Source organism: Chryseobacterium contaminans (genome assembly GCF_001684955.1).
Lineage (GTDB): Bacteria > Bacteroidota > Bacteroidia > Flavobacteriales > Weeksellaceae > Chryseobacterium > Chryseobacterium contaminans.
Window position 1 is genome coordinate 24972 of record NZ_MAYF01000079.1, and the last position, 25436, is coordinate 50407.

The following is a 25436-nucleotide window of genomic DNA, read 5'->3' on the forward strand; positions in this document are numbered from 1 at the left end:
CTAATTCAAATTTATTTATCGTAGAATATCAACTTTATTTATTTTAATATCACAAAAAAAGACTGACAAAACAGTCAGTCTTTTAATTATCATTTTAAATTATTCTATATTTTTAAGCAGGATCCAACCTGTTTTCACTGTTGGTAATTTGCTTGCAGGGTCTTCAAAGGTAACCTGATACCAGTATGATGAGGACGGCAGTCGTTTCCCCTGGAAAAAGCCATCCCAATATGGCCTTACTTTTTCAGCCCTGAACACTTCTTTTCCGTAGCGGTCAAAGATCATCCCACTGAAATTCTTATATCCGATTATTCCTCTGAAATCAATAATATCATTAATATTATCACCATTTGGAGTAATTACATTTTTCATCACAAAAGTAAAGTACTCAATAAAACCTACACAGCTTGTATTTTTCACTCTAACACGAATTGCGATGATTTCATTTTTAGGCACATTGGTAAACGTATTTGAAGTCTGCCATGTAAGCCCGTTATTCACAGAATATTCCAATATCCCATTACTAGGATTACTTGCTGTAAGGATCATGGTTCCTCTGTCATTATAATTAACATTGATAATTTCAGGAACAATAGCTTTTATAACCTGTGTTTTAAATTCCTTAGAACATACTCCATTATTAATGGTTACTGTATATTCTCCTGGCTTATTCACTGAAATAGACTGTGTTTTTTCACCAGTATTCCATTCATATGTATATTCCGGACCCGCTCCTGCATCCAAAGTAATTCTGTCTCCTTCACAGATATGACCACCCTTTAATGTAGAAACAATAGCAGGTACAACTTCTATAGTTACTTCTGCAGGTTTTGCAGACTTACATCCCTGAGCTCCGATGGCATACACAGAATACGTTGTTGTTTTCGTTGGGCTTACCGTTCTTGTTCCATCTGTAACAGAAGCGGTATCTTTCCATTCATAGGTTACTCCTCCAGTTGCTGTCATCAATACAGATTCTCCTACACAGATCTTCACTTTTGCAACATTAAGACCAGCAATCGGTGTTGCTTCCTTTTGCAGGGTTAATGTTGCCATTCTGCTACAAAACCCTCCATTCGTAACAAGAACATGCAATACCTGGCCATCTGTTCCGTCATAGGTAGTCGGATTTTTAATATAGTTGTTATTTTGAGCCTGTGCATCTGTGAGTGTAGTATAAAAACGGGTTACTGCTCCCGGTGTTGTAGTAATCATTGGGATTGCAGTCTCTAAATTAAAAGTAGTAACGGTAGGAGTTGTACAAAGCTTAAGCACAGCATCCTGTACTGTAGGGCTTGTTCCTCCAATAACAGTAATTTTAGCTTCTCCCGGACACTGACTTCCAGGGACCATTACTTTTATGGAATACACTCCCGGCTCAGTGGCAATATATGCAATATTGGTTGCTCCTGGAATTAAAACTCCATCTTTATACCATTGGAAAGTCATCCCCGGAACCAGTTCCATATGAGCTTTTAAGGTCTTAGGGGTATTATCACACATATTGATGGTAGGAGGCAGATTTGCTCCGGTTTCATCTACAATTTTAACTCCGATATCAAATGATCCTCCTTCCAGGAAAACAGCAGAATCTAAGCTATGATCTTTAGCATCTGCAATAACCATTTTGAAATGATAAGTTTCTCCGGGAATTACAGTTGCAATTGCAGTCAAAGGAATAGTTTTCCCAGCATAATTGATTCCTAAATGCGGGACATTAATCCCTCCAAAATATGCTTCATTGATTGGGCCACAAGGAAAGTTAGGTCCTGTCGGAACAATATTCGTAGCGCTCACGGGCCCTGCACTTCCAGGTAAAACCGCTAAATTAGTATAAGTAGGGTCTCCCACTTTTTTCAGTAAAAGGGCAAAAGCATCTGAGAAACCAGTACATGGATACCCGCCGGAATATTCCTCGGAAGCAAATATATAATTAAATCTTACCTGAGTAGAATTAGGAACAAAATCAAATTCAAGTGATACTGCATCTTTTAATTCTACAGTAGCGTTAGTGGCTGCAACAAGATCAGGATCACTCTCTGAACCCGTTTCTTTACTCATACTATCATTAAAGGCATTTCCTGCATCTTTTGCATAACCGGTAGTCAGTACAATTCCATCCTTAAAAGGGAAATTTGCAGTTCCTCTGTTGAAATACCCCCAAAATCTATTGGGATCAAAGATTGTATGATTAGGAGATACGGTAACGTTAGTAATATTTGCTGTTGTACAGGTACTTCCTCCATTAATCAGAATATCTTTTACCAGCTGTTCCGGAAAGTAACCTGTTGCCGGATAGGGAGGTACATTTACATCTATAAAGTTTCCGGCTTTCAAACTTGCCCCTGTAGGTTTTATTTTTGCAGGCTTTCTGCTGGGACCAACCTGTGAGAATACAGAAGAAGAAGTCAGTAAAAAAGCCAAAAGAAAAAAGTAGTGTTTAAATCTATAATGCAACATTTTAATTTGATTTTGTTCAAATGTAGCAAAAATAACAATATCAAATCAGCATTCCAGACACTTATTATTCAATTTTACATAAAAATTCACAATAAATATATTTTATTTTTAAACTAATTGCAAATAAAAAGATATTCAATCATAAAAAAGCAGACCAATAAAATTGATCTGTCTTTCTATATTTTAGAATTTTTTTTGCTAATTCCCTATTCTTCTTTTTTTAGTTCGTCAATCTCATTCCTTAATTGAGCAATAATATCCTTTAAGGCTTTTATTTCATTTTTATTTGAATTCACATTGCTTTTCAGGATAACATTTTTGGCTTTTTCATTGTGATCTTCCTCATCTTCCTCATCATTAATTTCTTCTATATCTTCCTGGATGTCTTCTATATCTTCATTAATCTCTTCAATATCCTCACTGATCTCCTCAATGTCTTCGCTGATTTCCTCGATATCTTCCTGAATATCTTCAATATCTTCACTGATTTCTTCAATATCCTCCTGGATATCTTCAATTTTTTCGTGGCTTTTATTAACCGACATCTGAATGAAAATCGCCAGATAGATAGCTTCCAGGGAAAGCACTGTGGTAAGGATCAGAAGCATTTTATCAAAATCCACAATGTTCAGCATCGGAAGAAGAAAGGAAGTAATAAACAACAAGGTGTGCACGATCAAGGATTGAATAGATCCTATCCATGAGGTTATACTGTCTGCTATTTTTTCCAGAACTTCTGTTTTTTCGTTATATTTTTTCATCCTTTTAATTTTTACAACAGTTCTTTGGTTACTCCTAATCCAAACAGGGCAAAATCATATTTTGCAGGATCTTTATCATCAAATTTCCTGATGGTAATATCCAATTCCTCCACTGTTTTCCAGTCATTCTGCGTCCTTTCCAGCAATCCCAGCTTTCTTGAGATATTTCCGGTATGTACATCTAACGGAATAGACAGGTATTTCTGATCAATATCTTTCCAGATTCCAAAATCCACTCCCCGTTTGTCTTTACGCACCATCCATCTCAGAAACATAATAATTCTTTTGGCGGAAGAGTTCTTGTAAGGTGAACTGATATGTTTATGGCTTCTATGCTTTTCCTGTTCAAGAAAACCGCTTCTGAATCGTTCTATGGCATGCTGGAAATTGGTTTCAGATTCTTTTACTTTAAACAGTTCTTCCAGGCTTTCATTTTCTTGATAAACCCTATTGAACTGCTTGATAAAATAGGAAAAATCTTCTCCGTTAAAGGTCCTGTGAATGCTTTTATCCTGAATATCTTTCAAATCTTTTTCAGAGTAATTCATTACAAAATCGTAAGGAGAATTTCCCATAATATCCAGTATTTTATTGGCTGAGTTGATGATAGATTTCCTGTTACCCCAGGAAATGGTTGCCGCCAAAAAACCTGCAATTTCAATATCCTGTTTTAATGAAAAACGATGCGGAATCTGTATCGGATCATTTTCTATAAAATCAGGAGCGTTATATTGGTCTGCCTTTTCATCCAGAAAGCTTCTAAGCTCTTCAAACTTCAACATATTCTTTTAAATTTTTACACTTTCCAGAGCTTTTGGAAGGAATGAATTAGGGAAAATGTTTCTTGCTTCATCTGTAAACACCGTTAAATCTGCGTATCTGTTGGAGAAATGTCCAAGGATCAGTTTTCCTACCTGAGCTTTTTGTGCAATGGTTGCTGCTTCCAGGGCTGTGGTATGCCCGGTATAATCTGCCATTTCCTTCAGATCATGCAGGAAGGTAGATTCGTGATATAGAACCGTAGCATTTTTAATGATAGGAATAACACTTTCCAGATATCGGGTATCACTACAAAACGCATAAGATACGGATGGAGCCGGATCAGTAGTTAGCACTTCGTTTTTAAGGACATAACCATCGCTTAAGACAAAATCTTTTCCTGCTTTTATATTATGATAATCACATGATTCAATTTCGCTGTACTTCGCAATTTCCTTCATATTCAGATGTCTGTCTTTTGGTTTTTCTTTAAAAAGATACCCGTTACAGTAGATCCTGTGATCCAGAGGAATGGTATACACCTCTACTCTATTATCTTCATAGATCTTTTCTGAATAATCTTTATCTAATTCATGATAAACCACTTCAAAACCACGATGGGTTTCTGTAATCTGAAAAATAGTTTCCAGCATCTTTTTAATTCCTTTCGGACCATAAACATGCAATGGATTTTCTCTTCCCAAAAGGCGGAAAGAAGCAATAAGTCCGGGAAGTCCGAAACAATGGTCTCCGTGAAGGTGAGAAATAAAAATATGGTTAATTTTTGAAAATCTGGCTTTTGCTTTTCTCAGCTGTACCTGTGTTCCTTCTCCACAATCGATCAGAAAGTGTCTTTCTTCCATCTCCAGCAGTTGGGCTGTGGGCGAGGAATTGATGGTCGGAATCGCAGAATTAAAACCTAATATTGTTAAATAAGTACTCAAATCAATAGTTTCTTGTAACAAATGTACGACAGAATTTTTAAAACATATATTTTCCCTTTACATTTCAACAGGAAATGCATAAAAAAAACCACTTCTCCATAAAGGAAAAATGGCTTTTACTTATCTGTAATATTGGCTACTTTACTTTTAAAAAGTCCATAAACAGATCTAATGCCTGCTTACGGTGGCTGATCTTGTTTTTATCTGCTGGTTCCATTTCTGCAAAGGTTCTGTCATATCCTTCAGGAACAAAGATCGGGTCATATCCGAATCCTTTGAACCCTTTATTTTCAGTTAATAGATTTCCGTGAACTCTTCCTTCAAAATATTGTGCTCCATTTTCATCATAATAACATAAAACAGTAACAAAGTAAGCTTTTCTGTTTTCTATTCCCTGCATTTCCTCTAACACTTTTTCGATATTTTTAGCGAAATCGTGATCTCCTGCATAACGGGCAGAAAATATTCCCGGTCTTCCATCTAAAGACTCTACAACAAGTCCACTATCATCACCCAAGCTAGGAACTCCTGTCTTTTCAAAGCAGTATTTGGCTTTAATAAGAGCATTGGCATGGAAAGAATCACCATCTTCAACAATTTCTTCGTGAATATTATAATCTGTAAGGCTTTTCACAATACAGTCATTCCCTAAAATCTGCTGAATCTCTTCTTTTTTATGCTCATTGTGGGTAGCTACCAATAATTCCATTTCTATATTCATTTTCAATTTTACTTATTAACTGTGGCTGATTACATTTCAGCGTAATGTACTTTATATTTCTTCATAAAAAGATAGTAGAATAAAGAAAAAAGTACAGCTCCTAAGGCTAAGATCAGCCATTCTGAAACATGAAACACTTTGGCAAAACTTTCATCTTTACCATATAGCACCAATAATGACAATGTAAGATTATTAAATGCATGCAGGAGTATCGGCATCAGTAAGGATTTTGTTTTATGATATACTAATCCAAGCACACATCCCAGCATCACAGCACTGATAAACTGCCATGGATTTCCGTGAACAATTCCAAAAATAATGGATGCATATACAATAGCTTTCCACGGCTCTACCCCTTTATTTATGAGCCCTTTCTGAATAATCCCCCTGAAAATAATTTCTTCAAAAATAGGAGCCATAATTACCGTCATGATAATCATCACTACCGGATTATCTGTTAATGAGCTCATAAGCTGAGTAAAATATTCATAGAAGTCTCCGAAAAAAGGGCCTGTTGTAGGAATCAGCGTTGTTGTAAACTCTGAGATAAACATCATCCCGGCCATCATCGGAAAAATAAGAAGATAAGTGGAAAAGTTAACAGAGGAAAGATTAAAATTAAGTTTCTTTTGGGTAGTCCTTCTCACAATAAAAAAATCGAAGAAAGCAATTGCAGTAACAAATCCTACAGAATTGGCAACCATAAGAAACCAGTCTTTCAATTCAAGGTTTTCTTTGAAAACCACTTTCCAAAAGGTACTGAATAAAGACACAGCCATCGTTCCCACAAATAATCCAACCACTAAAGTAACAGCGCCCAGCCATGTGAAAGTAAACTTCGGATACCTGCTATTTTCCATTCTTTTTCTCTGTAAAAGTTTATGGAAACAAAGATAATTTTTTTGAATGCCACAGGCAACTAAAAAAGAAAATACTTAAATTAGCCTAATTGCCATGAATATCACAAAAATAAATACAGAAATACCTTTTCCCAGTCTTGAATCTAAAGTTAACGGGTCGGCTACTTCCCTTCTCCAGATCACATTCTTTGGATTATTCCTGCTCTTCTTCTGTCTTTTTGTTCTTGGCCCTGCTTATGGGATTTATAAAAGAGGATGGGAAGCTATGCTTTCGGCAACCTTAGTATGCTGGACCATTTCATTGTTGATTTTGATTCCCGTTATCCGATATTATATTATTAAAAGAAAAAGGCTATCTAATAAAATTGTAGTGAATAACCTGGGACTTTTATTTTACAATTCAAAAAATGAAGTGACAGAACAGATTTTATATGCTGAACTTCGTTCTTCAAAACAAAATTTTGACATTTATATGGTTACCCCGATAGGTTCAAGCATCAATCCTTTCCTGGAGGTCATCCTACAACAAGAGAAAAAGGATAACGATATCAAACGTATTGATATGAATCTACCTCTGCATGTTGTAAAGAATAAAGTTGCATTATATGCCCATTTTATTCATGGAATTTCTGTTTTTCGCCCTGATTTAAAAATAGATCCAATGACTCTCAGAACTTTTTCTATTGATCCGAATACATGGGAAATTAACAGACGTAAAGGAATTTCACGGGGGAGCTGGCTTTTCATTTTAGCAGTGATTGTCGCTCTTGGTATCATTACAGGGCTTACATTTTTAATCATTGAAATTAAAAACTGATATGACAGAGAAATTCCAGACCGTTGTCTCTAAAGTTAATAAGCCCATTACTTATCTTCTGACGGGAATGTTGTGGCTGGTCATCATCATTATTGTGACCGTCATGGGAGTAATTTCCGAAAATATGTATAGTCATTTCAGACGCTATATAGAAGATGATCTCAGTACTTTTTTCATTCTTATTTTTGCCCAGCTTCTATTACTATTTTGCGGTATAGCTCTGGTAATGTCTTTGACTTATCGAAAAAAAGAAAAGATCCGGAAAGCTGTTATTGATGAAAAAGGAGTTACTTTTTACAACAGTGAAGACCATGTAGTTCATACCATTTTGTATAGTGAACTCCAGCAGTCTAAGCAGTCATTAAGTGATGCCTCTATGCATACAACAACAGGAAGACATTCTAAATCCTATCTGAAAATTTATCTTAAAAATAAAACAGGTGACATTGTATTAACCAATATAAATTTCAATTTTGAGTATGTTATCCTGAGTAATCAGTTTGAAATGTACCGTCAGTTTTTAAGAGGAATCCAATGTTTTCGTCCAGATCTGACGATAAGCCGGCAGACTATTGAAGAGTACCATCTCACACCAGGCTTCCCCCCAGTAAAAAACTTTGAAGCATTTGAATATATTATAGCCGGGTTCTTTACGCTTACTATTCTTGGATTAATTTATACTATTTCGTTGCTGTTTTAAATTTCTATTTAAAGATAATGATATCTTTCACTACATTATCATAGCATCCGGGCCATATTGTATGAATTTAAATTTGAAAACCTCGTAAAAAATCACGATTTTTGCAACTTCAAAATACGATATGTCAGACTTAATCAAAGAAATACAAAAAAGAAAGACCTTCGGGATCATTTCCCACCCGGATGCCGGAAAAACTACCCTTACGGAAAAACTACTTCTTTTCGGGGGTGCAATCCAGGAAGCGGGTGCGGTAAAATCCAACAAAATAAAAAAAGGAGCTACTTCCGACTTTATGGAAATTGAAAGACAGAGAGGAATCTCTGTAGCCACTTCCGTCCTGGCTTTTGAATATAGAGACCATAAAATCAACATTCTCGATACCCCTGGTCACAAGGACTTTGCTGAAGATACGTACAGAACTTTAACAGCTGTAGATTCAGTAATTGTTGTAATTGACGTTGCAAAAGGGGTTGAGGAACAAACTGAAAAATTAGTTCAGGTTTGTAGAATGAGAAACATTCCGATGTTGGTATTCATCAACAAACTTGACCGTGAAGGTAAGGATGCTTTTGATCTTTTGGATGAAGTAGAACAGAAATTAGGATTAACGGTTTGTCCACTTTCTTTGCCAATTGGTATGGGAAGCGACTTCCAGGGAATTTATAATATCTGGGAAAACAATATCCAGTTGTTCCTGGAAGAGAAAAAACAGAAAGTTGGAGATTCTATTAAGTTTGATGATATTAACGATACTTCAATAGATGATGTTATTGGTGAAAAAGCAGCTGCTACTTTAAGAGAAGAGCTTGATCTGATTCAGTCTGTTTACCCGGAGTTTAATCGTGAAGATTATATGAAAGGTGATTTACAGCCTGTATTCTTTGGTTCTGCTTTGAATAATTTCGGAGTTCGTGAATTACTGGATGCGTTCATCGATATTGCTCCGATGCCACAACCTAAAGAAAGTGATACCCGTTTAGTGAAGCCTGAAGAAAGCGCTTTTACAGGATTTGTTTTCAAAATCCACGCGAATATGGACCCTAAACACAGAGACAGATTAGCTTTCGTAAAAATTGTTTCCGGAACATTCAGAAGAAACGAAAACTATCTGTTGGTAAGAGAAGGTAAAAAGATGAAATTCTCTTCCCCAAATGCTTTCTTTGCTGATAAAAAAGAAGTTGTGGAGGAAAGTTTCCCTGGAGACATCGTTGGTTTACATGACACAGGAAGTTTCAGAATTGGTGATACTTTGACTGGCGGTGAAAAACTGAGCTTCAAAGGAATTCCAAGCTTCTCTCCGGAACATTTCCGTTATATCAACAACAACGATCCGCTTAAAGCTAAGCAATTGGCAAAAGGTATCGATCAGCTGATGGATGAAGGGGTTGCGCAATTATTTACTCTGGAGATGAACGGAAGAAAGATCATCGGAACTGTTGGAGCCCTTCAGTATGAGGTTATCCAGTACCGTCTGGAACATGAATATGGTGCAAAATGTACTTATGAACCTCTATCTATGCACAAAGCATGTTGGGTAGAAGCAGATGAGAAATCTGAAGAGTTTAAAGAATTTGCGAGATTAAAGCAGAGATTCCTTGCCAGAGACAAATACAATCAATTGGTATTTTTAGCGGATTCTTCTTTTACTATTCACATGACCCAGGAGAAATTCCCGAATGTGAAGCTTCACTTCATTAGTGAGTTTAGAGAGAGTTAATTAAAAGCTAAAATTGCTTAAAAAATAGGTCCGCAGAAGTTTTTTCTGCGGATTTTTTATTACCACCCCGTCAAAAATTCTTTGAATTTTTGCCATCCCTCCGAAGGAGGGGAATTATCACGTCTTCAATTGTAATACTTGCCACTGCTGGAATGTTCAAAATCTAATATTCAATATAAAAACATTTTGTAAATCTTTTGTAAAATAAATACAAAATACTGAAAACATTACAGTTATCATTTTACTATTAGAATACACTCCATTTACAAGTGCATCGGAAACTTCATCGCTAATTTTACTTCATCAAAAAAAATAATGTTATGAAAAAGTACATATTACTCGCTGCTATATCAGGTGCTTTTATTGCATGCAGTCAAAAAGGTGAAGTTTCCCAATCTAAAATTGAAGAAGCTATACATAGTGCAGACAGTGCCGCTACTGTTGCTTCAGAAGCTATTGATCAAGCACATAAAACCGCTAATCAGGCTCTTGATTCAGCAAGTATCCGAATACAAGATATTGAAGGGGCTAAAAACGATATTCAGGATAAAATAGAACGTACTTCCAAAATGGTGGATTCATTATCGGATAAAATTGCGGCTACCAAACTAGAATCAAAGATTGAGAAAAAGGATTCTACTGATAAGAAATCCGAGAAAGCAGTAACACATGTTACAGCTCCAAAAGTAATTAAGGAAACCAAAATCATTTACAAAGAAAAACCACAGAATGACAGCTACGAACTGAGTATGCCAAAAGATAAAATGGTGAAAACAGGATATCTTGTAGTGCGTGCAGATAATGCAGAAACGGTAAAAGAAATTATCAGAGAAGAAGCCATTAAAAACAATGGATATGTTAAAAGTGAAAACCAGTCTTATACTGAATCAGCGAATCCGCGTGATGAAAACCAAAAAGTTTACAGTCTGAACATTAAAGTTCCCATTCAGCATTTTGATGGATTAATGGAAGCTTTAAACAGCAATATAGGAGATATCGAAACCAGAGATATTCAGGTTACTGGAAGGAATTACGCAGACAATACTATTTGCAGTATCGATGTCAATATCACCGATAAAACTGAAGCAGAAAAGGAGCCTAAAACTTTTGGCGGAAAATCACTGGCTGCTATTGAATCCGGCTGGGATGTAATTACTTCAATCTTCCTGTTTCTTCTCCCATTATGGCCGGTATTTCTGATTGGAGGTATTGGATACTATTTTTATAAAAAGAAGCAAAATAACATTCCTAATAAAGATTCTCATTAGGATTTCAAAATCCATCCTTGTGATGGATTTTTTGTTTTTTGGGGTTGATTTTTATTTTTAACCACAGATTTTACGGATTGTCACAGATCTTTTTGCTTTGATTATTGGATGAGATTGCTTCGCTACGCTCGCAATGACAAGCTTGTGATATTTGTGAAGTGGGATTTGTGTTTTAATTTTAGGTTTTGGCTAAAGCCAATGGAATTTGATGATTTATTTATTTGGCTGGGCTAAAGCCCACCCCTATTGATGTTGATATGTGGATGGATAGCTGATGATTAATAACAACATTGGTCCTACTTATCTTTTTAAAATGTATGAGATGAGATCCTTACAGGATGACAAAATTCGGGGGAGATACAGAAGTTGTGATGCAAAAACTCTTCGATTAATATAGTAAAGCAAATATTGATACTTAACAGTAATATCATTCATCATTCATCATTCATCATTACTTATTACTCATTACTTATTACTCATTACTTATTACTCATAAAAATAGCCCCGATAGCAACGGTTACCCCGCAGCATGGATTGGACACGGTCCGGCGCGAGGAGTATGAGTGGATAGCGGGAAAAGCTCCTAAAAAGAAAAGGCCTCCAAAACGGAAGCCTTTTGCATTATTTCATGTTCACAACTTTGTCTACGACAAACTTTGTATTTCCTCTCCACGGAAGAGCACCATTGTATTCTTTGTAATGAAGGTCAAAGGTTTTACCACTGTTGGTTTCCAATTGTTTGAAAACTTCAGGGTCGTCTACGGAGAATTCAAACTCATAGCTTGTAATACCTCCTGTTTTCCCTTTTCCAAATCCTTCCTGAATCAGTTTACCTTCATAGGTTTTGAAGATATAGCCTTTTTTCATGGCATAATTCAGGTATCCGGATTTTACGCCTTCTCCAAATACGAAGAAGAACTTATACCATACAAATACTCCTAACAATAGCAGTATAACGCCGAGGGTAATCCACAAAGATTTTTTCATAGAGTGTGTGTTTTGTTAATTCTTATTTTGCGATGCTTCTTGAGATCACTATTTTCTGGATTTCAGAAGTTCCTTCGTAGATCTGAGTGATTTTCGCATCTCTCATTAATCTTTCTACGTGGTATTCCTTCACATATCCGTATCCACCATGGATCTGTACCGCTTCAATAGTAGTATCCATTGCCACCTGAGAAGCATATAGTTTTGCCATAGCTCCACTTTCAGAGATATCTTTTCCAGCATCTTTCTCACAAGCTGCTTTGAAACATAACATTCTTGCTGCAGTGATCTGAGTAGCCATATCTGCTAATTTGAATGCGATAGCCTGGTGATTGATGATCTCAGTTTTGAAAGCTTTTCTTGTTTTAGCATATTTAAGAGCCAATTCGTAAGCTCCTGAAGCAATTCCTAACGCCTGAGAAGCGATACCGATTCTACCTCCGTTCAATACAGCCATTGCAAAATTGAAACCAAACCCGTCAGCACCAATTCTGTTTTCTTTTGGAACTTTCACATTGTTGAAGATCAAAGAGTGTGTGTCACTTCCTCTGATTCCCAGCTTATCTTCTTTTGGTCCGATTTCAAAACCTTCCCAACCTCTTTCTACGATGAAAGCATTGATTCCTTTATGTTTTTTCTCAGGATCAGTCTGCGCAATTACGATATAGTAAGTAGCCGTTCCACCGTTAGTGATCCAGTTTTTAATTCCGTTTAGAAGATAGTAATCTCCTTTGTCTTCAGCAGTTGTTTTCTGAGAAGTGGCGTCAGAACCAGCTTCAGGCTCAGATAAAGCAAATGCTCCGATAACCTGTCCGCTTGCCAATGGAGTAAGATATTTTACTTTTTGCTCTTCAGAAGCAAATTTTTCAAGACCGGCACAAACCAATGAATTGTTTACAGACATTACAACCGCCGCAGAAGCATCTACTTTTGCAATTTCTTCCATTGCCAGCACATAAGAAACGCTGTCCATACCTGCACCACCGTATTTAGGATCCACCATCATTCCTAAAAGTCCCATTTCTCCCATTTTCTTCACCTGTTCTACAGGGAATTTCTGGTCGCGGTCTCTTTCAATAACTCCAGGTAATAGTTCGTTCTGTGCAAAGTCTCTTGCCGCCTGCTGAATCATCAGCTGTTCTTCCGATAAATTAAAGTCCATAAAAAAAATAATTAGATAGCCGTAAATTTACACTTTTTAACCCAATCTGAAAAAATAAATTAAAAGCAGGGAAAAGACTGACAGAAAGGGAGATGGAAGAGATTCGGGATACGAGGTTCGAGATGCAGGATTTTGTGATATTGATGACATACAAAATAGATGTTAAGTTATTGACAACTCCTCTTAATGATGAGGAAATATTATCTGGTCAGTAAGATTTTGAAAACCCGGTTGTATGGCTTCCAGAGCACTTTTACACAAAAATTATTATGGTACACATTCAACTTATCTCCAATTATCTGTTTCAGATCTATACAATTAAAAAAAATGCTTATATTTAGATTTCTTTATAAATTATTTAAAAAATCATGACGATCAAGAGATTATTCGATATTCCGCACTACGCTTTAGAGAAATATCCTAAAACGGATATGTTTGCAACGAAGTATCATGGTGAATGGAAAAAAACTTCCACACAGGAGTTTATTAATGAGGGAAATAAGATATCCAGAGGACTACTGAAGTTAGGTATAAAACCGGGTGATAAGATCGCTTTAATAACTACCAATTCGCGTACAGAATGGGCAATAATGGATTTTGGGCTTTCCCAGATTGGTGTTGTTTCGGTACCGGTTTATCCAAGTATTTCTCCGGAAGATTATGAATTTATCTTCAACAATGCGGAAATACAATATTGTTTTGTCTCAGACAAAGAATTACTCAATAAGGTAATGAAAGTAAAGCACAACATCCCAACTTTACAAGGGATCTTTACTTTTGATAAAATAAGCGGCGCTGCCAACTGGAGTGAAATTCTTGATCTTGGGGAGGATGAATCCACCCAAATTGAAGTGGAAGACCTTTCCAATGCTATCAATACGGAAGATTTAGCTACGATTATTTACACTTCAGGAACTACAGGAAGACCTAAAGGAGTAATGCTTACCCATAATAATATTGTTTCCAATGTACTGGGATCTATTCCAAGGATTCCTAAGAAAAAGAGCCTTGATTATAAGGAAACAAGAGCATTAAGCTTCCTTCCAATCTGTCACATTTTTGAAAGAATGCTATTCTATCTTTATCAATACAATGGTTTTTCTCTTTACTTCGCTGAAAGTATTGAAAAAATGGGGGAAAACGTAAAAGAAGTGAAGCCTCATTATATGACTGTAGTCCCAAGACTGGTAGAAAAAGTATATGATAAGATCTACAATACCGGCTCTTCTGCAGGCGGTTTAAAATCAAAAATATTCTTCTGGGCTTTAAATTTAATTACCAAAAAGAAATCTGTTTCCAAGCCTTCGGGCATTCAGGAACTTATTGCTGACAAACTTGTATTTTCGAAATGGAGAGAAGGTTTGGGTGGCGAAATTGTTACTTTGGTTTCCGGATCTGCAGCCTTGTCTACCAGACTCAATTTAATGTTCCAGAATGCAGGAATTCCTATTTTGGAAGGATATGGATTAACGGAGACATCACCTGTAATTTCTGTAAACAGCTTTGAAAAAATGAAAGTAGGAACCGTTGGGATTCCTTTGGATAACTTACAGGTAAAAATCCAGGAAGACGGTGAAATTACAGTAAAAGGACCTTCCGTGTTTAAAGGTTACTTCCAGAATGAAGAAATGACCAAAGAAGCATTTACTGAAGATGGATTCTTTAAAACAGGAGATATCGGGCACATTGACAGCGATGGTTTCCTACAGATTACTGATCGTAAGAAGGAAATGTTTAAGACTTCCGGCGGAAAATATATTGCGCCTCAGACTATTGAAAATTTAGCTAAGGCTTCAAAATTCATTGAGCAAATTATGGTTGTAGGAGATGGTGAGAAAATGCCTTGCGCTCTGGTACAGCCTGATTTTGAGTTTGCAAAAAGCTGGGCCATGAGAAACAACCTCAACATCGGCTCTACTCCTGAAGAAATTGCAAAAAGTGCAGAATTAAAGCAAAGAATTGAAAAAGAAATTGAAGGAATTAATGAACACCTTGGAAACTGGGAGAAAATTAAAAAGATTGAGCTGACTCCTGAGGTTTGGAGCATTGAAACCGGACTTCTGACACCTACACTGAAATTAAAAAGAAAAGCGGTAAAAGAGAAGTTTATTGCCCTTTACAATAAGATGTATGATCATCAGAATTAAAAATTATACCAACCGCTTCAAATGAGGCGGTTTTTTTTGGAGTTTCCACCATGATGGATAATTAGGTTTTGGCTAAAGCCAGAGGAATTTATTATTTTTTTAATGGGCAACTTTATATTTTATTCTGGTTGTGGAGATTCCTCATTCGTCGGAAGGATAAAGCAAAGGGACTGCCGGATAAATTGTTGTATTTGTGAAAACATTTGTGGTATTCATGTTTCAACAAAACAAAAAAGCTGTCTCAAAATGAAACAGCTTTTGTATTATTTAAAATCAATAATTAAAATTTAATTACAGATTTCATTTTTTCGTTTTCTTCCATTACCAACTCATCGTCAACAAGGATTTTCCCAGAGTGCTCATCAATAATGATTTTCTTTCTCTGAGCAATTTCCATTTGCTTTTGTGGCGGAATAGTGAAGAAAGATCCTTTTGGAGCACCTCTCTCTAATCCTACTACAGCAAGACCGTTGATAGAGTTTGTTCTGATTCTGTTATAAGATGCTAATAATCTCTCATCGATTTTACCTGCAAACTCTTTAGATTGCTCTAATAAATATTCTTCTTCTTTTTGAGTTTCAGAAATAAGACCTTCTAATTCTTCTTTTTTGAATTTCAGGTGGTTTTTCAAATCGTTGATCTTTGCGTTCAACTCACTTAAAGTTTCGTTTTTGTGAGCAATTTTAGCTCCAAATTCTTTAATTCTTTTTTCAGCAAGCTGAATTTCCAGATCCTGGAATTCCATTTCTTTTCCTAATGCTTCAAACTCTTTATTGTTTCTTACATTATCCTGCTGAGATTTGTATTTCTCAATTAAAGTTTTTGCATGGTTAATCACTTCATGCTTTGTTTTGATCTGATCTTCCTGATCTTTGATGTCTGCATGAAATTTTTCAGCTCTTTTTTCAAGACCTTCAATCTCTATTTCAAGATCTTCAACTTCAATTGGCAATTCTCCTCTAGTATTTCGGATTTCATCCAATCTTGAATCAATGATCTGTAAATCGTATAAAGCTCTTAATTTTTCTTCAACTGAAATATCGTTGGTTTTTGCCATATTTAAATGAAATAATTTACTGGGTTTGTTTTTTCAATAGATTTTGAAATTGCAAATGTACTAAATTTTTGTGACAAAATTTCAAATAATTGTTGACTTACAAATTGTTCTGATTCATAATGCCCTATATCACAGATCAGCATTTTAGACTCAGCTAAAAAATAATCGTGATATTTAAGATCTCCGGTAAGGTAAGCATCACATTTTTTGGAAACTGCAGCACGAATTCCGCTTGCTCCGGAACCTCCAAGTACTCCTACTCTTTTAATTTTTTTATTATTAAAGGCAGAATGTTTGATGACTTCAAGACCAAATTTTTCTTTTACAAATCTTAAAAAATCCTTTTCATCCATTTCTTCTTCCAGCTCACCATACATTCCCAAACCAACATGATGGTTTTTATTGTCAAGACTGTATATCTGATGGGCTACTTCTTCATATGGATGTGCTGTTCTCATTGCACTTACAATCTGTCCCTGTTTAAATCCTTCAAAAATCACTGAAATCATATCTTCATCTGCGTTTTCCCTGATATTCTGCTGTCCTGAAAAAGGGTTTGAGCCTTCAACAGGCCTGAATGTTCCGTTTCCGTTAACGGTAAAGCTGCATTCGTCATAAAAGCCTATACTTCCGGCTCCGGCCGAGAACATTGCCTCTTTTACCTTTTCTGAATACTCTTTAGGAACAAAAACAGTAAGTTGTTTCAGGTTATTTTCTTTAGGCTGAAGGATTTTCATATTCTTTAATCCAAGTTGGCTGCAAATGCCATGATTTACTCCAAAGAAATCATTATCAAAGGCTGTGTGAATGGCATAAATAGCAATTTTATTTTCTATAGCTTTTAAAACAGCTCTTTCTACATAATTTTTCCCGGTTAAAGATTTCAGCCCGGAAAAAATGATAGGATGAAAACATACAATCAGGTTACAGTTTCTTTCAATGGCTTCATCCACTACATTTTCCAATGCATCATGGCAAACTAAAATTCCGGATACATCACGGTCAGGAACTCCACATAGCAACCCTACATTATCAAAATCTTCTGCTTGTCTGATACTTATTTCTTCCTCTATCTTTGAAATTACAGCTCTTAACTTCATTCGTCTATATTTACAGTTACAGCGAAGATATTAATTTTAGAAGGATTCAGAAAAAAATTCAACCTAACAAAAAAAACCGGTTGATGAAGACCGGCTTTAACATGAAAAATAATGCAATGTAATTTAATCTTTAAAAAGTGATACTCTTGTGAAAGAATCAATCTGAACACTACAGTTTATGTCTGATTCCATAAAAAGTTCATACCCTCTCCCCGGATCGAGGCTTGCAGGGTCTGCAATGGTATAGAAATAAAAGGTAAGAATATTACCTACTCCATTGGACCCACTTGGTACAAGCTGAATAGAGTTAACTTCAAAACCTGAATCAGGGTTTTTGAAAGTGGCTTTTACAGAACCCAAAGAATTTGAATTGGGCATAATATTGGCAATCAGTCTCCAGACATGAACCTGGCCATAAATTTCGTTTTCCCTCCACTTATTGGCAGCAGTATAGATATTTGATGTAACTCCGGGAAACGGAACGGTTGTTTCCGGCCAGCTTGTTGTAGGGCTGGCTGCGAAGATCAATGGAGTGGTATAAATTACCTGTTGTCTTGCTCCATATCCATTTCCTGATGCTACTAAACTAAGAGTGGGTTTTACATTTGCGTTTCCAGAATTCACCTTAACGACACCGTCATTACCAGCCTGAGAGGATGTGGGAACAAAAAGCTGTTTCCAGAGGGAACCATCCCAATACTGGAAATTATTCGTTGTCGTATTAAAAATAAGCGTTCCTGCAGTAAGACTTGCATTTACAACACCTGCAGGAGGCACCGTTAATGCATTATTATCAGCCAGATATGTATCCCGGTCTGAGTCTGTAAGCCGAGGGATAAGAATACCTTTCTGATGAGAAACAATATCCAATACTGTAGCTCCATTGGGAGTGGTAGTATCAATACCAACCTGTCCACATACAAAACCATATATGAACATTGGCACTAACGAAGTTAATATTTTTATCATGATCGTAGGTTTTGTAGAATAAAATTACAAAGTAAAATCAAAAACATGTTAAAAAATAAATTTTTATTTCTCATATTTTATTCGTATTTTATTACATACAATACACTGATAAACAGATTTTTAAATACAAATAATTCACATTTTAATGACGAAAATAAATTTAACATTTATAAGATTCTTTTAACAATCATATCTTTACACACTACTTGATATAAATTATTAACTTCGCCGTGAAATAAACCCATTAAAAATGGAAAGAGAACACAACCTTGTTCCAGAGGACACTTTATGGAAAAGATACCTTTACCGAATCATTTACCGCTCAGATACCAGACTCGGAAAACTTTTCGATATTACTTTACTCTCTTTAATTCTCGTGAGTACAGCCATTATTATGATGGAAAGCGTGCCTCAGCTTGACAAAAGGTTTCATTATACATTCCTGATTCTCGAATGGATTATCTCTATTTTTTTTACAGCAGAATATTCTATGCGGATTGCTGTGGTAAAAAATAAAAGGAATTACATCTTCAGTTTCTTCGGAATTATAGATTTTCTCGCTCTGGTTCCATTTTACCTTAGTTTTTTCTTTCCTGTAACCAAATATTTCCTGATCTTCAGAATGCTCAGAATGTTAAGAATCTTCAGGATCTTTAATTTACTGGATTTCATGAATGATGGCTATCTTATTGTAAGGGCTCTTAAAAACAGCTCTAGAAAGATTTATATATTCCTTTTGTTCCTGATTATATTTTCAGTGATTGTAGGTTCTCTTATGTTCATGGTGGAAGGTGGCCGACAGGGGTTTGAAACTATCCCACAATCTATTTACTGGGCCGTAGTAACAGTAACTACCGTAGGATATGGAGACGTCTCTCCTATTACCCCGATGGGAAAATTTTTCGCAGTTGTGCTGATGCTTGCCGGTTATTCGATTATTGCTGTTCCTACAGGAATTGTAACAGCGGAAATGCGAAACAAAAGACAGAACCTTGAAAAGGTATGCGACCGTTGTGGTAATGAAGATATTGATGATGATGCAAGATACTGTAAGCAGTGTGGCAAGAAATTAGCTTGATCTTGGATATTAGTTTAATCTATTCACCAAATACCACAAAGTCATGGAACCAAAAAAGAAAAACAAACCGAATAGTTTAGTAATTATTCTTTTTGCATTAATCGTGCTAATGATTATTATTTACTTTATCCTCGTCATGTTCTTCCCAACTGTTTTTGACCTGATGAATACAGGAGATATACAGCCAGTACCTGACAAATAATGAGTAATAAGTGGCAGATCATTTAAAAATAAAAAGATGAGCGAAAATTTCGCTCATCTTTTTTTAATATGTAGGATTTTAATACTGTAAAGCAGCCATTCATAAAAATAAAAAAGGCCAACCTAACGGTTCGCCTTTTTCTGTTCATAACATTAATTATTTTTTAATTGCTTTCACGGTTTGTTGAGTACCGTCTTTCATATTCAAGACCACAACATACAGACCTTGTTTCAAATCTCCTAAATGAAGAGTGGAAGAAGGGCTTTCAATTGTTTTCACCAGCCTGCCTGAAATATCCATAACAGAAACTGATTTTACCTGATCTGCTTTTGCAATATTCAGTACATCTGCAAATGGGTTTGGATACACTCTAATTTCATTCTTAGATTTAGATACCTCTGAAGTACCCAGTGTTTCTTTATTAATGGTAAGAGTAAATGCTCCCTCTAAATAATCTGTATAGCCACTATAATGTCCTACATTTACATAGTAGGTCGTTCCTGCAACGGTTGGCACCGAGATTTGTTCTACACTACCCGCTCCATTACTATCAACAGCGCTCTCACATACCAAACTATCACAAGCACCACTAAACACTCCTATCTGCGCATCAAAATTACTTCCTGCTGGCATTGATACCTTAATATTGTGAGTAGTGCCATCTCCTATAAATTTAAACCAAGTTCCGTCATTCATACTATTAGAGCAAGTTTCAAGAAATCCGCTATTATTAGTGGCTCCTGCTGCATCTGATTGTGTGTATGTATAAGGGAATGATGAAGCAAGCAATGCTCCTGAGCAATCATCATTTATTGGCGTTGGCGGAAGTGTTCCTATACAGATATCAAAGCTCTGAGCTTCCCCTGTTCCTCCATCAGTATATACTCTTATATAATAGGTTGCCCCTACTGTAAGCCCAGAAATCACCTTAAGATCATCATAATCTGAGCACTCAACATTTGCCAGTGTAGAACAATCGCCACTTAAAACCTGGAACTGAAGTGAATAACTTTCTTCAGATCCTATAGAAATCATATTACTCAATGAAACTACATGAGATGTGGAAGTTGCAGTAAACTTATACCATACATCATCATCTGCTTCCCCAGAACAAGGATCTACAGCCACACCCGAATCAGTGGCTCCAAAGGTATGTCCAAATGTTTTAGTTCCACAATTCATATCCGGATTTACGGTTAATATAGCAGCCGTTGCACATTCATCGTTCAAAGGAGATGAGAGTGTTGTTGAAAATTTTGTTTCAGTACAGCCTAAAGATTCTCCTCCTGCTCCCACTGCTGTCACTCTTACATAATAAGTGGTATCTAAAGAAAGAGGAGATGATGGAGTAAAACTTGTTGTAGTTACCGTTTGCTGATTTACAATATTAGACCCGCCCGGAGTAGTTCCTATAGATATTTTATAGCTTGTAGCTCCAGGTGATGGATACCAGCTAATATCAGGTGATAATGGAATCATAACCGCATTATTAGCCGGTGACATTACAGAAGTACAGGCTGGTATGACGCTAGCTGTTAATCCCATAAAACTTACAACTGATCTATAGTCAAATAAACTGCCATACCCAGGATCTGATGGATCAATATCCGAAAAGCCTATAATCCCAATAGAGCTTTTAGGTACATTATTAAGATGATGTACATAAAATACACGGTCATCATCGTAAGCCGGGTTATTTTCATCAACCGCAATCACCAGGTTCTGAGTATTGTTATAAGGAAAAGGAGTAGTAAAAGTAAGTTCTACCATTCCGTTTACATTATTAACTGTACCAGCATATACCTCTGTAAGATCCGAAGCAGGAATCCAATCAGTATCAGATGTAAATTCAGTTTTAGAAGTATGTCCCAGATAAACCACCCAGTCTGATGAATTTGTTATATCTCCAGCAGGATCAAGATAAAATTTGAGACCTGTAATATTTCCTGCAGCATTAGCATTGATTTCCTGTTTTGTAAATATTTGTTGAGAATAGGAATATTCCCAATAGCTGTCGACTGGAACTTTTCCAACCATAGTGCTTCCTTCACCTAAGGTAATTTGAGCACTTAGAAACATACTTACCATTAGTAAGCACAAGAGTAAGATTTTCTTCATATACAATTTTTTAAGGTGTTAATATATTTACCAAATTAACAATAATTTCAATACAACATTAAAAAAATATTAAAAAAAAGCAGCAACTATTAAGTTACTGCTTTAAATTATTATATTAATCGGTTTTATCTCTTAATAACTTTAACGGTTTGTTTAGTACCATCTTTCATATGAAGAACTACTAAATACATCCCTTGTTTAAGGTCTGCTAATTGAAGTACAGCAGAAGGACTTTCAATTACTTTTACTATTCTTCCTGCCCCATCAATAATCTGAAGAGTTTTCACTTTAGAAATGTCCGCAATATTAAGTACGTCAGAGAATGGATTAGGATATACTTTGATGTCATTCTTAGTATTTGCTACTTCAGAAGTAGAAAGATTTCCCAGCTGATACGTAAAATCATCAATTAACAGACTATACGCAGCTGAACCGGTATGTTTAAATACAAGCTTAGTAACTCCTGCAGGAACACCAGTTATATTTAATGAATAATTATCTAACACCGAAGTACTTGTTGCCGTATATGTACCTAATACAACAAAGCTGGAAGTACTAGCCGGATCTGCTAAATAACCAATCTGAACAGTTCCGTTAGCATTAGAATTAGCTCTTCCTTTGAAACTAATCATTGCATTGTTGCTATCTAAGCCTACTAAGTCCGGAGTAGATACCATGCCTATACTTGTTCCACTAGTATAAATATATAAGGCATTAGATGCACTTGCCACAGTTCCCGAATAGCTGATTACTTTTGCATAACCAAGATTGGAACCTATGCTTGTCCAACATGGAGGAAGACTATCAACAGGAGTATTATCAAAATTTTGTGAATAGGTCTGTACCGGAACACAGTTTGTAGCGAATATCTTCACTGGTGTCCAGACACTCTTATCAGTAGGGCTACATGAAGATCTCACCCACAGATAATAAGTGGTACCCGACAATAAATTAGATAAAGACGCTGAAGTACCTGTACTGGTTCCCGAAGGAGCAGTAGAAGCATTAGGAGTAAGATTAGTTGTAGAATAATAATATTCATATCCGTTTCCAGGCACAAGTGAAGGCGCTGTCCAAGAAATATTAGCTTCAGTTGCGGTAATAGCAGAAACAGTAACCCCTGAAGGCTCAAAACAAGTTGGCGTAATATCTATATTAATATCATCAATATAAATTTGATTCATATCCGCAGCAGAATAAGCCTGGAAGCCGAAATAATAAACCCCTGATGCAGATGGAGTAAAGTCTGTAAAGGTACTTGTAGGAACTCCATTGGTGGTAATATTTGAATGATCCGCTATTGTATTTGTCATTTCTGCAGCCGTTGCTGAAGATCCGTACGCAACTTTTACTTTTTCTGGGTAAACAACTCCTGATGAATTGGCATATTTATATTTAATTCTGTAGCTGACTCCTGCAGTAAGGTTAAGTCCCTGTGTAAAGAACCATGTGTTCGCTGCATTAGAAGAGTTATATGGATAATTAAGCACCTTACCTGTAAACCCTGTTGGTGCAGAAGCAGTCTTCCATACATTTCCATTACCACTGTTAATTACAGATGTACACATTGGCAAGGCTGGAGTCGTAACATTATCAAAATCTAAAGTATATGGCAAAGTAGTAGAGGTACAAACAGTCTGGAATGATCTCACTGTACATGCAGTAGCAGGTCCTGCTGTTGTTGCTGTATATGCTGTCACAGAATAATAATAAGTGGAGGAATTATTTAAAGAATTTGCTAATGTGTAAGAATTATTAGTTCCTCCTGTAATATCGGTATCAAGAACATCATTACCTCCCGAAGTTGTTCCTATTTTTAATTTGTAACCAGTAGCACCATTAATTACATTCCATGCTATTGTAGGTGTAGTACTTACACCACTTGCGTTTGATGCAGGAGCTGTTACAGTAGGACAAAGTCCCAGTGTTGTAAAATTGGCAGAACTGGACCAGGCTCCTTTATCTGTTCCATTACAGTTTGATCTTACCCAATAATAATACTGAGTTAAAGGAGTTAACCCTGATAAATTTACCGTAGTCACTCCTGCCCCTACAGAACCTGAAGGTGAAGCAGTAAGAGCCGGAGTAGTAGATGAAGTGGAATAATAATATTCATAACCACTGCCCGGAGCCGTAGCAGGAGCTGTCCAGCTAATCGTTGAAGTTTCAGGAGTTATTGCGGAAGAAGCAAGACCGGTAACAATACTTGAGCAAGTAAGAGCTGTTGTAAAAGATCCTGTTGTTGTATATCCACTTCCTGTTCCTGCCAAATTCGGAATATGAGAATAGATAGATTGTGCAGTACCATTTAATGCCTGAACCTGAACCTGATAGGTTGTATTTGCCTGCAATCCTGTAAGTGAAACAGAATTAGCAGAAACCGGATTCCCACTATAGTTGGTCCAATCACAGCTTCCAGGAGTTCTATACTGAACGTTATAAGCTGTTGCACCAGCTGGGGCTGTCCAGCTTAAAGTAGCACCGTTATTAGTCACTGCAGTAGTAGCAGCAAAAGTTCTTACCGGAAGTAATGTTCCTGGAGTCCATGAATACTGCAGCCCTGCCGGGATTTTAATATTAGCATTTGTTCCGCTGGAAAAAGTCAATGTACTGTTATTAGCACTAGCTGTAACTGCTTTAGACCAGTCACATGTACTTCCAGTTGGTACATTTCCAATCGTCAATGAACTTACATTAGTTGCAAAAGCATTACTGTTTCCTCTAATCCCTACCTGTGGACTTCCGGACGTACTTGTTCCTGGATCAGTACAGTCTCCATAGATAATCTTTATTTCGCCGGTAGCATATACTAACCGGATTTGAAAATTAAGTCTTTCGGTAGATCTGTTACTGTAATTGGCGTGATCCTGCCACTGCACTACAAACTCAGTCCCTAAATCTTCATATCTGACTTCGTGATTTCCTGGCGGTAAAGCTTCTGACGCTGAAAAACCACCGTCCTGCCCAAAAGCAGAAATTGCCCCTGTAGTTGATCCGACAGTTGATAACGGGGTATAGTTTGAACCTGAAGGAGCAGCTCCAAAAGTTATGTAACCATTTGCACTCACATAGCACGTCGTCATTGCTACACCTCCAAAATTAAAAGGTGATGACAAAGGAATTGCCGCAGAAACCTCATTATCATAAGTAAAAGTAGTGCTGGTTGCTGTAGGAAATAATTTAGTACCTCCTGTAATGGGTACATAAGCTACTCCTGTGCTTTTTGAAAAAGCATAACTCGCAACATTTGTTTGTGCGTAGACTCCCATACTCAAGAGAGCCCAACACGACAGTAAAATTTTTTTCATGTAGTTATAATAATAGTTAGGGCAGTAAAAGTAATTAAATATTTAATAAAAAATCATAATCTATCTTAAAAAACCAAACCAAAAACAATAAAACAATGAATTAATTTATCAAAAATTAAACAATTATTTGATTTTAACAAATAATTCACAATATTGATACAAAATACAATAAATTGATTTACAGTGTATTAATATCAGTGTTTGGAAAAATTCGAAACACAATAAAACACTACTTAACATAATATATTTCTTGATAATTTTTATAGACTAATCGTATATAGCAGATTGGAAACAATAAAAA

At 36.2% G+C, this 25436-nt stretch carries 19 protein-coding genes; 6 read left to right on the forward strand and 13 right to left on the reverse strand.

The window, feature by feature from the left end:
* Positions 1–99: 99 nt before the first annotated feature.
* The 6 genes from BBH99_RS06330 to BBH99_RS06355 all read right to left on the reverse strand — a co-directional run bounded on the left by BBH99_RS06330 (position 100) and on the right by BBH99_RS06355 (position 6505).
* Complete coding sequence (locus BBH99_RS06330) at positions 100–2424, reverse strand: choice-of-anchor L domain-containing protein (RefSeq protein WP_228390752.1); 2325 nt, start codon at positions 2422–2424, stop codon at positions 100–102.
* Positions 2425–2666: 242 nt separating this feature from the next.
* Positions 2667–3221 (reverse strand): DUF1003 domain-containing protein, encoded by a 555-nt coding sequence (locus BBH99_RS06335; protein WP_066693489.1) that lies wholly within the window; start codon positions 3219–3221, stop codon positions 2667–2669.
* An 11-nt stretch (positions 3222–3232) separates the two neighbouring features.
* Positions 3233–4003: a TIGR02757 family protein gene (locus BBH99_RS06340; protein ID WP_066693492.1), complete on the reverse strand. Its 771-nt coding sequence runs from the start codon at positions 4001–4003 to the stop codon at positions 3233–3235.
* 6 nt (positions 4004–4009) lie between these two features.
* Positions 4010–4924: a ribonuclease Z gene (locus BBH99_RS06345; RefSeq protein ID WP_066693528.1), complete on the reverse strand. Its 915-nt coding sequence runs from the start codon at positions 4922–4924 to the stop codon at positions 4010–4012.
* A gap of 136 nt (positions 4925–5060) precedes the next feature.
* On the reverse strand, positions 5061–5645 hold the full coding sequence (gene rdgB, locus BBH99_RS06350; RefSeq protein ID WP_394333781.1) for an RdgB/HAM1 family non-canonical purine NTP pyrophosphatase: 585 nt from the start codon (positions 5643–5645) through the stop codon (positions 5061–5063).
* 29 nt (positions 5646–5674) lie between these two features.
* Positions 5675–6505, reverse strand: a complete 831-nt coding sequence (locus BBH99_RS06355; RefSeq protein WP_066693495.1) for a CPBP family intramembrane glutamic endopeptidase — start codon at positions 6503–6505, stop codon at positions 5675–5677.
* 94 nt (positions 6506–6599) lie between these two features.
* On the opposite strand from BBH99_RS06355, the gene BBH99_RS06360 reads away from it, so the two are divergent.
* The 4 genes from BBH99_RS06360 to BBH99_RS06375 all read left to right on the forward strand — a co-directional run bounded on the left by BBH99_RS06360 (position 6600) and on the right by BBH99_RS06375 (position 11007).
* On the forward strand, positions 6600–7322 hold the full coding sequence (locus BBH99_RS06360; RefSeq protein ID WP_066693497.1) for a hypothetical protein: 723 nt from the start codon (positions 6600–6602) through the stop codon (positions 7320–7322).
* A 1-nt stretch (position 7323) separates the two neighbouring features.
* On the forward strand, positions 7324–8022 hold the full coding sequence (locus tag BBH99_RS06365; protein WP_066693499.1) for a hypothetical protein: 699 nt from the start codon (positions 7324–7326) through the stop codon (positions 8020–8022).
* Between the two features lie 121 nt (positions 8023–8143).
* A complete protein-coding gene (locus tag BBH99_RS06370; protein WP_066693501.1) occupies positions 8144–9739 on the forward strand; it encodes a peptide chain release factor 3 in 1596 nt (531 codons plus the stop codon).
* A gap of 320 nt (positions 9740–10059) precedes the next feature.
* Positions 10060–11007 (forward strand): DUF4349 domain-containing protein, encoded by a 948-nt coding sequence (locus BBH99_RS06375; protein WP_066693503.1) that lies wholly within the window; start codon positions 10060–10062, stop codon positions 11005–11007.
* A 621-nt stretch (positions 11008–11628) separates the two neighbouring features.
* Here the strand turns inward: BBH99_RS06375 and BBH99_RS06380 are convergent.
* Both BBH99_RS06380 and BBH99_RS06385 read right to left on the reverse strand, forming a co-directional pair.
* Positions 11629–11994, reverse strand: a complete 366-nt coding sequence (locus tag BBH99_RS06380; RefSeq protein WP_066693506.1) for a hypothetical protein — start codon at positions 11992–11994, stop codon at positions 11629–11631.
* A 22-nt stretch (positions 11995–12016) separates the two neighbouring features.
* Entirely contained in the window at positions 12017–13156 is a 1140-nt protein-coding gene (locus BBH99_RS06385) for an acyl-CoA dehydrogenase (RefSeq protein ID WP_066693509.1), read from the reverse strand.
* 368 nt (positions 13157–13524) lie between these two features.
* Between BBH99_RS06385 and BBH99_RS06390 the strand changes: the two genes are divergently transcribed.
* On the forward strand, positions 13525–15303 hold the full coding sequence (locus BBH99_RS06390) for an AMP-dependent synthetase/ligase (protein ID WP_066693512.1): 1779 nt from the start codon (positions 13525–13527) through the stop codon (positions 15301–15303).
* 280 nt (positions 15304–15583) lie between these two features.
* Here the strand turns inward: BBH99_RS06390 and BBH99_RS06395 are convergent, their stop codons facing one another.
* The 3 genes from BBH99_RS06395 to BBH99_RS06405 all read right to left on the reverse strand — a co-directional run bounded on the left by BBH99_RS06395 (position 15584) and on the right by BBH99_RS06405 (position 18429).
* Positions 15584–16360, reverse strand: coding sequence for a zinc ribbon domain-containing protein (locus BBH99_RS06395; RefSeq protein WP_066693517.1), 777 nt, complete (start codon positions 16358–16360; stop codon positions 15584–15586).
* Positions 16361–16362: 2 nt separating this feature from the next.
* Positions 16363–17460, reverse strand: a complete 1098-nt coding sequence (locus tag BBH99_RS06400; protein ID WP_066693520.1) for a Nif3-like dinuclear metal center hexameric protein — start codon at positions 17458–17460, stop codon at positions 16363–16365.
* A gap of 123 nt (positions 17461–17583) precedes the next feature.
* Positions 17584–18429 carry a hypothetical protein gene (locus tag BBH99_RS06405; RefSeq protein WP_228390753.1) on the reverse strand — a complete coding sequence of 282 codons (846 nt, stop codon included), beginning with the start codon at positions 18427–18429 and terminating at the stop codon, positions 17584–17586.
* Positions 18430–18679: 250 nt separating this feature from the next.
* Between BBH99_RS06405 and BBH99_RS06410 the strand changes: the two genes are divergently transcribed.
* The gene (locus tag BBH99_RS06410; protein ID WP_066693522.1) at positions 18680–19507 is read left to right on the forward strand and encodes an ion transporter; all 828 of its coding nucleotides are present in this window, start codon (positions 18680–18682) and stop codon (positions 19505–19507) included.
* A gap of 358 nt (positions 19508–19865) precedes the next feature.
* On the opposite strand, the gene BBH99_RS06415 is transcribed toward BBH99_RS06410, so the two are convergent.
* Together BBH99_RS06415 and BBH99_RS06420 are read right to left on the reverse strand one after the other, a co-directional pair.
* Positions 19866–21827, reverse strand: a complete 1962-nt coding sequence (locus BBH99_RS06415; protein WP_083188761.1) for a T9SS type A sorting domain-containing protein — start codon at positions 21825–21827, stop codon at positions 19866–19868.
* Between the two features lie 125 nt (positions 21828–21952).
* Positions 21953–25135 carry a fibronectin type III domain-containing protein gene (locus BBH99_RS06420; protein ID WP_083188762.1) on the reverse strand — a complete coding sequence of 1061 codons (3183 nt, stop codon included), beginning with the start codon at positions 25133–25135 and terminating at the stop codon, positions 21953–21955.
* Positions 25136–25436 lie beyond the last annotated feature (301 nt).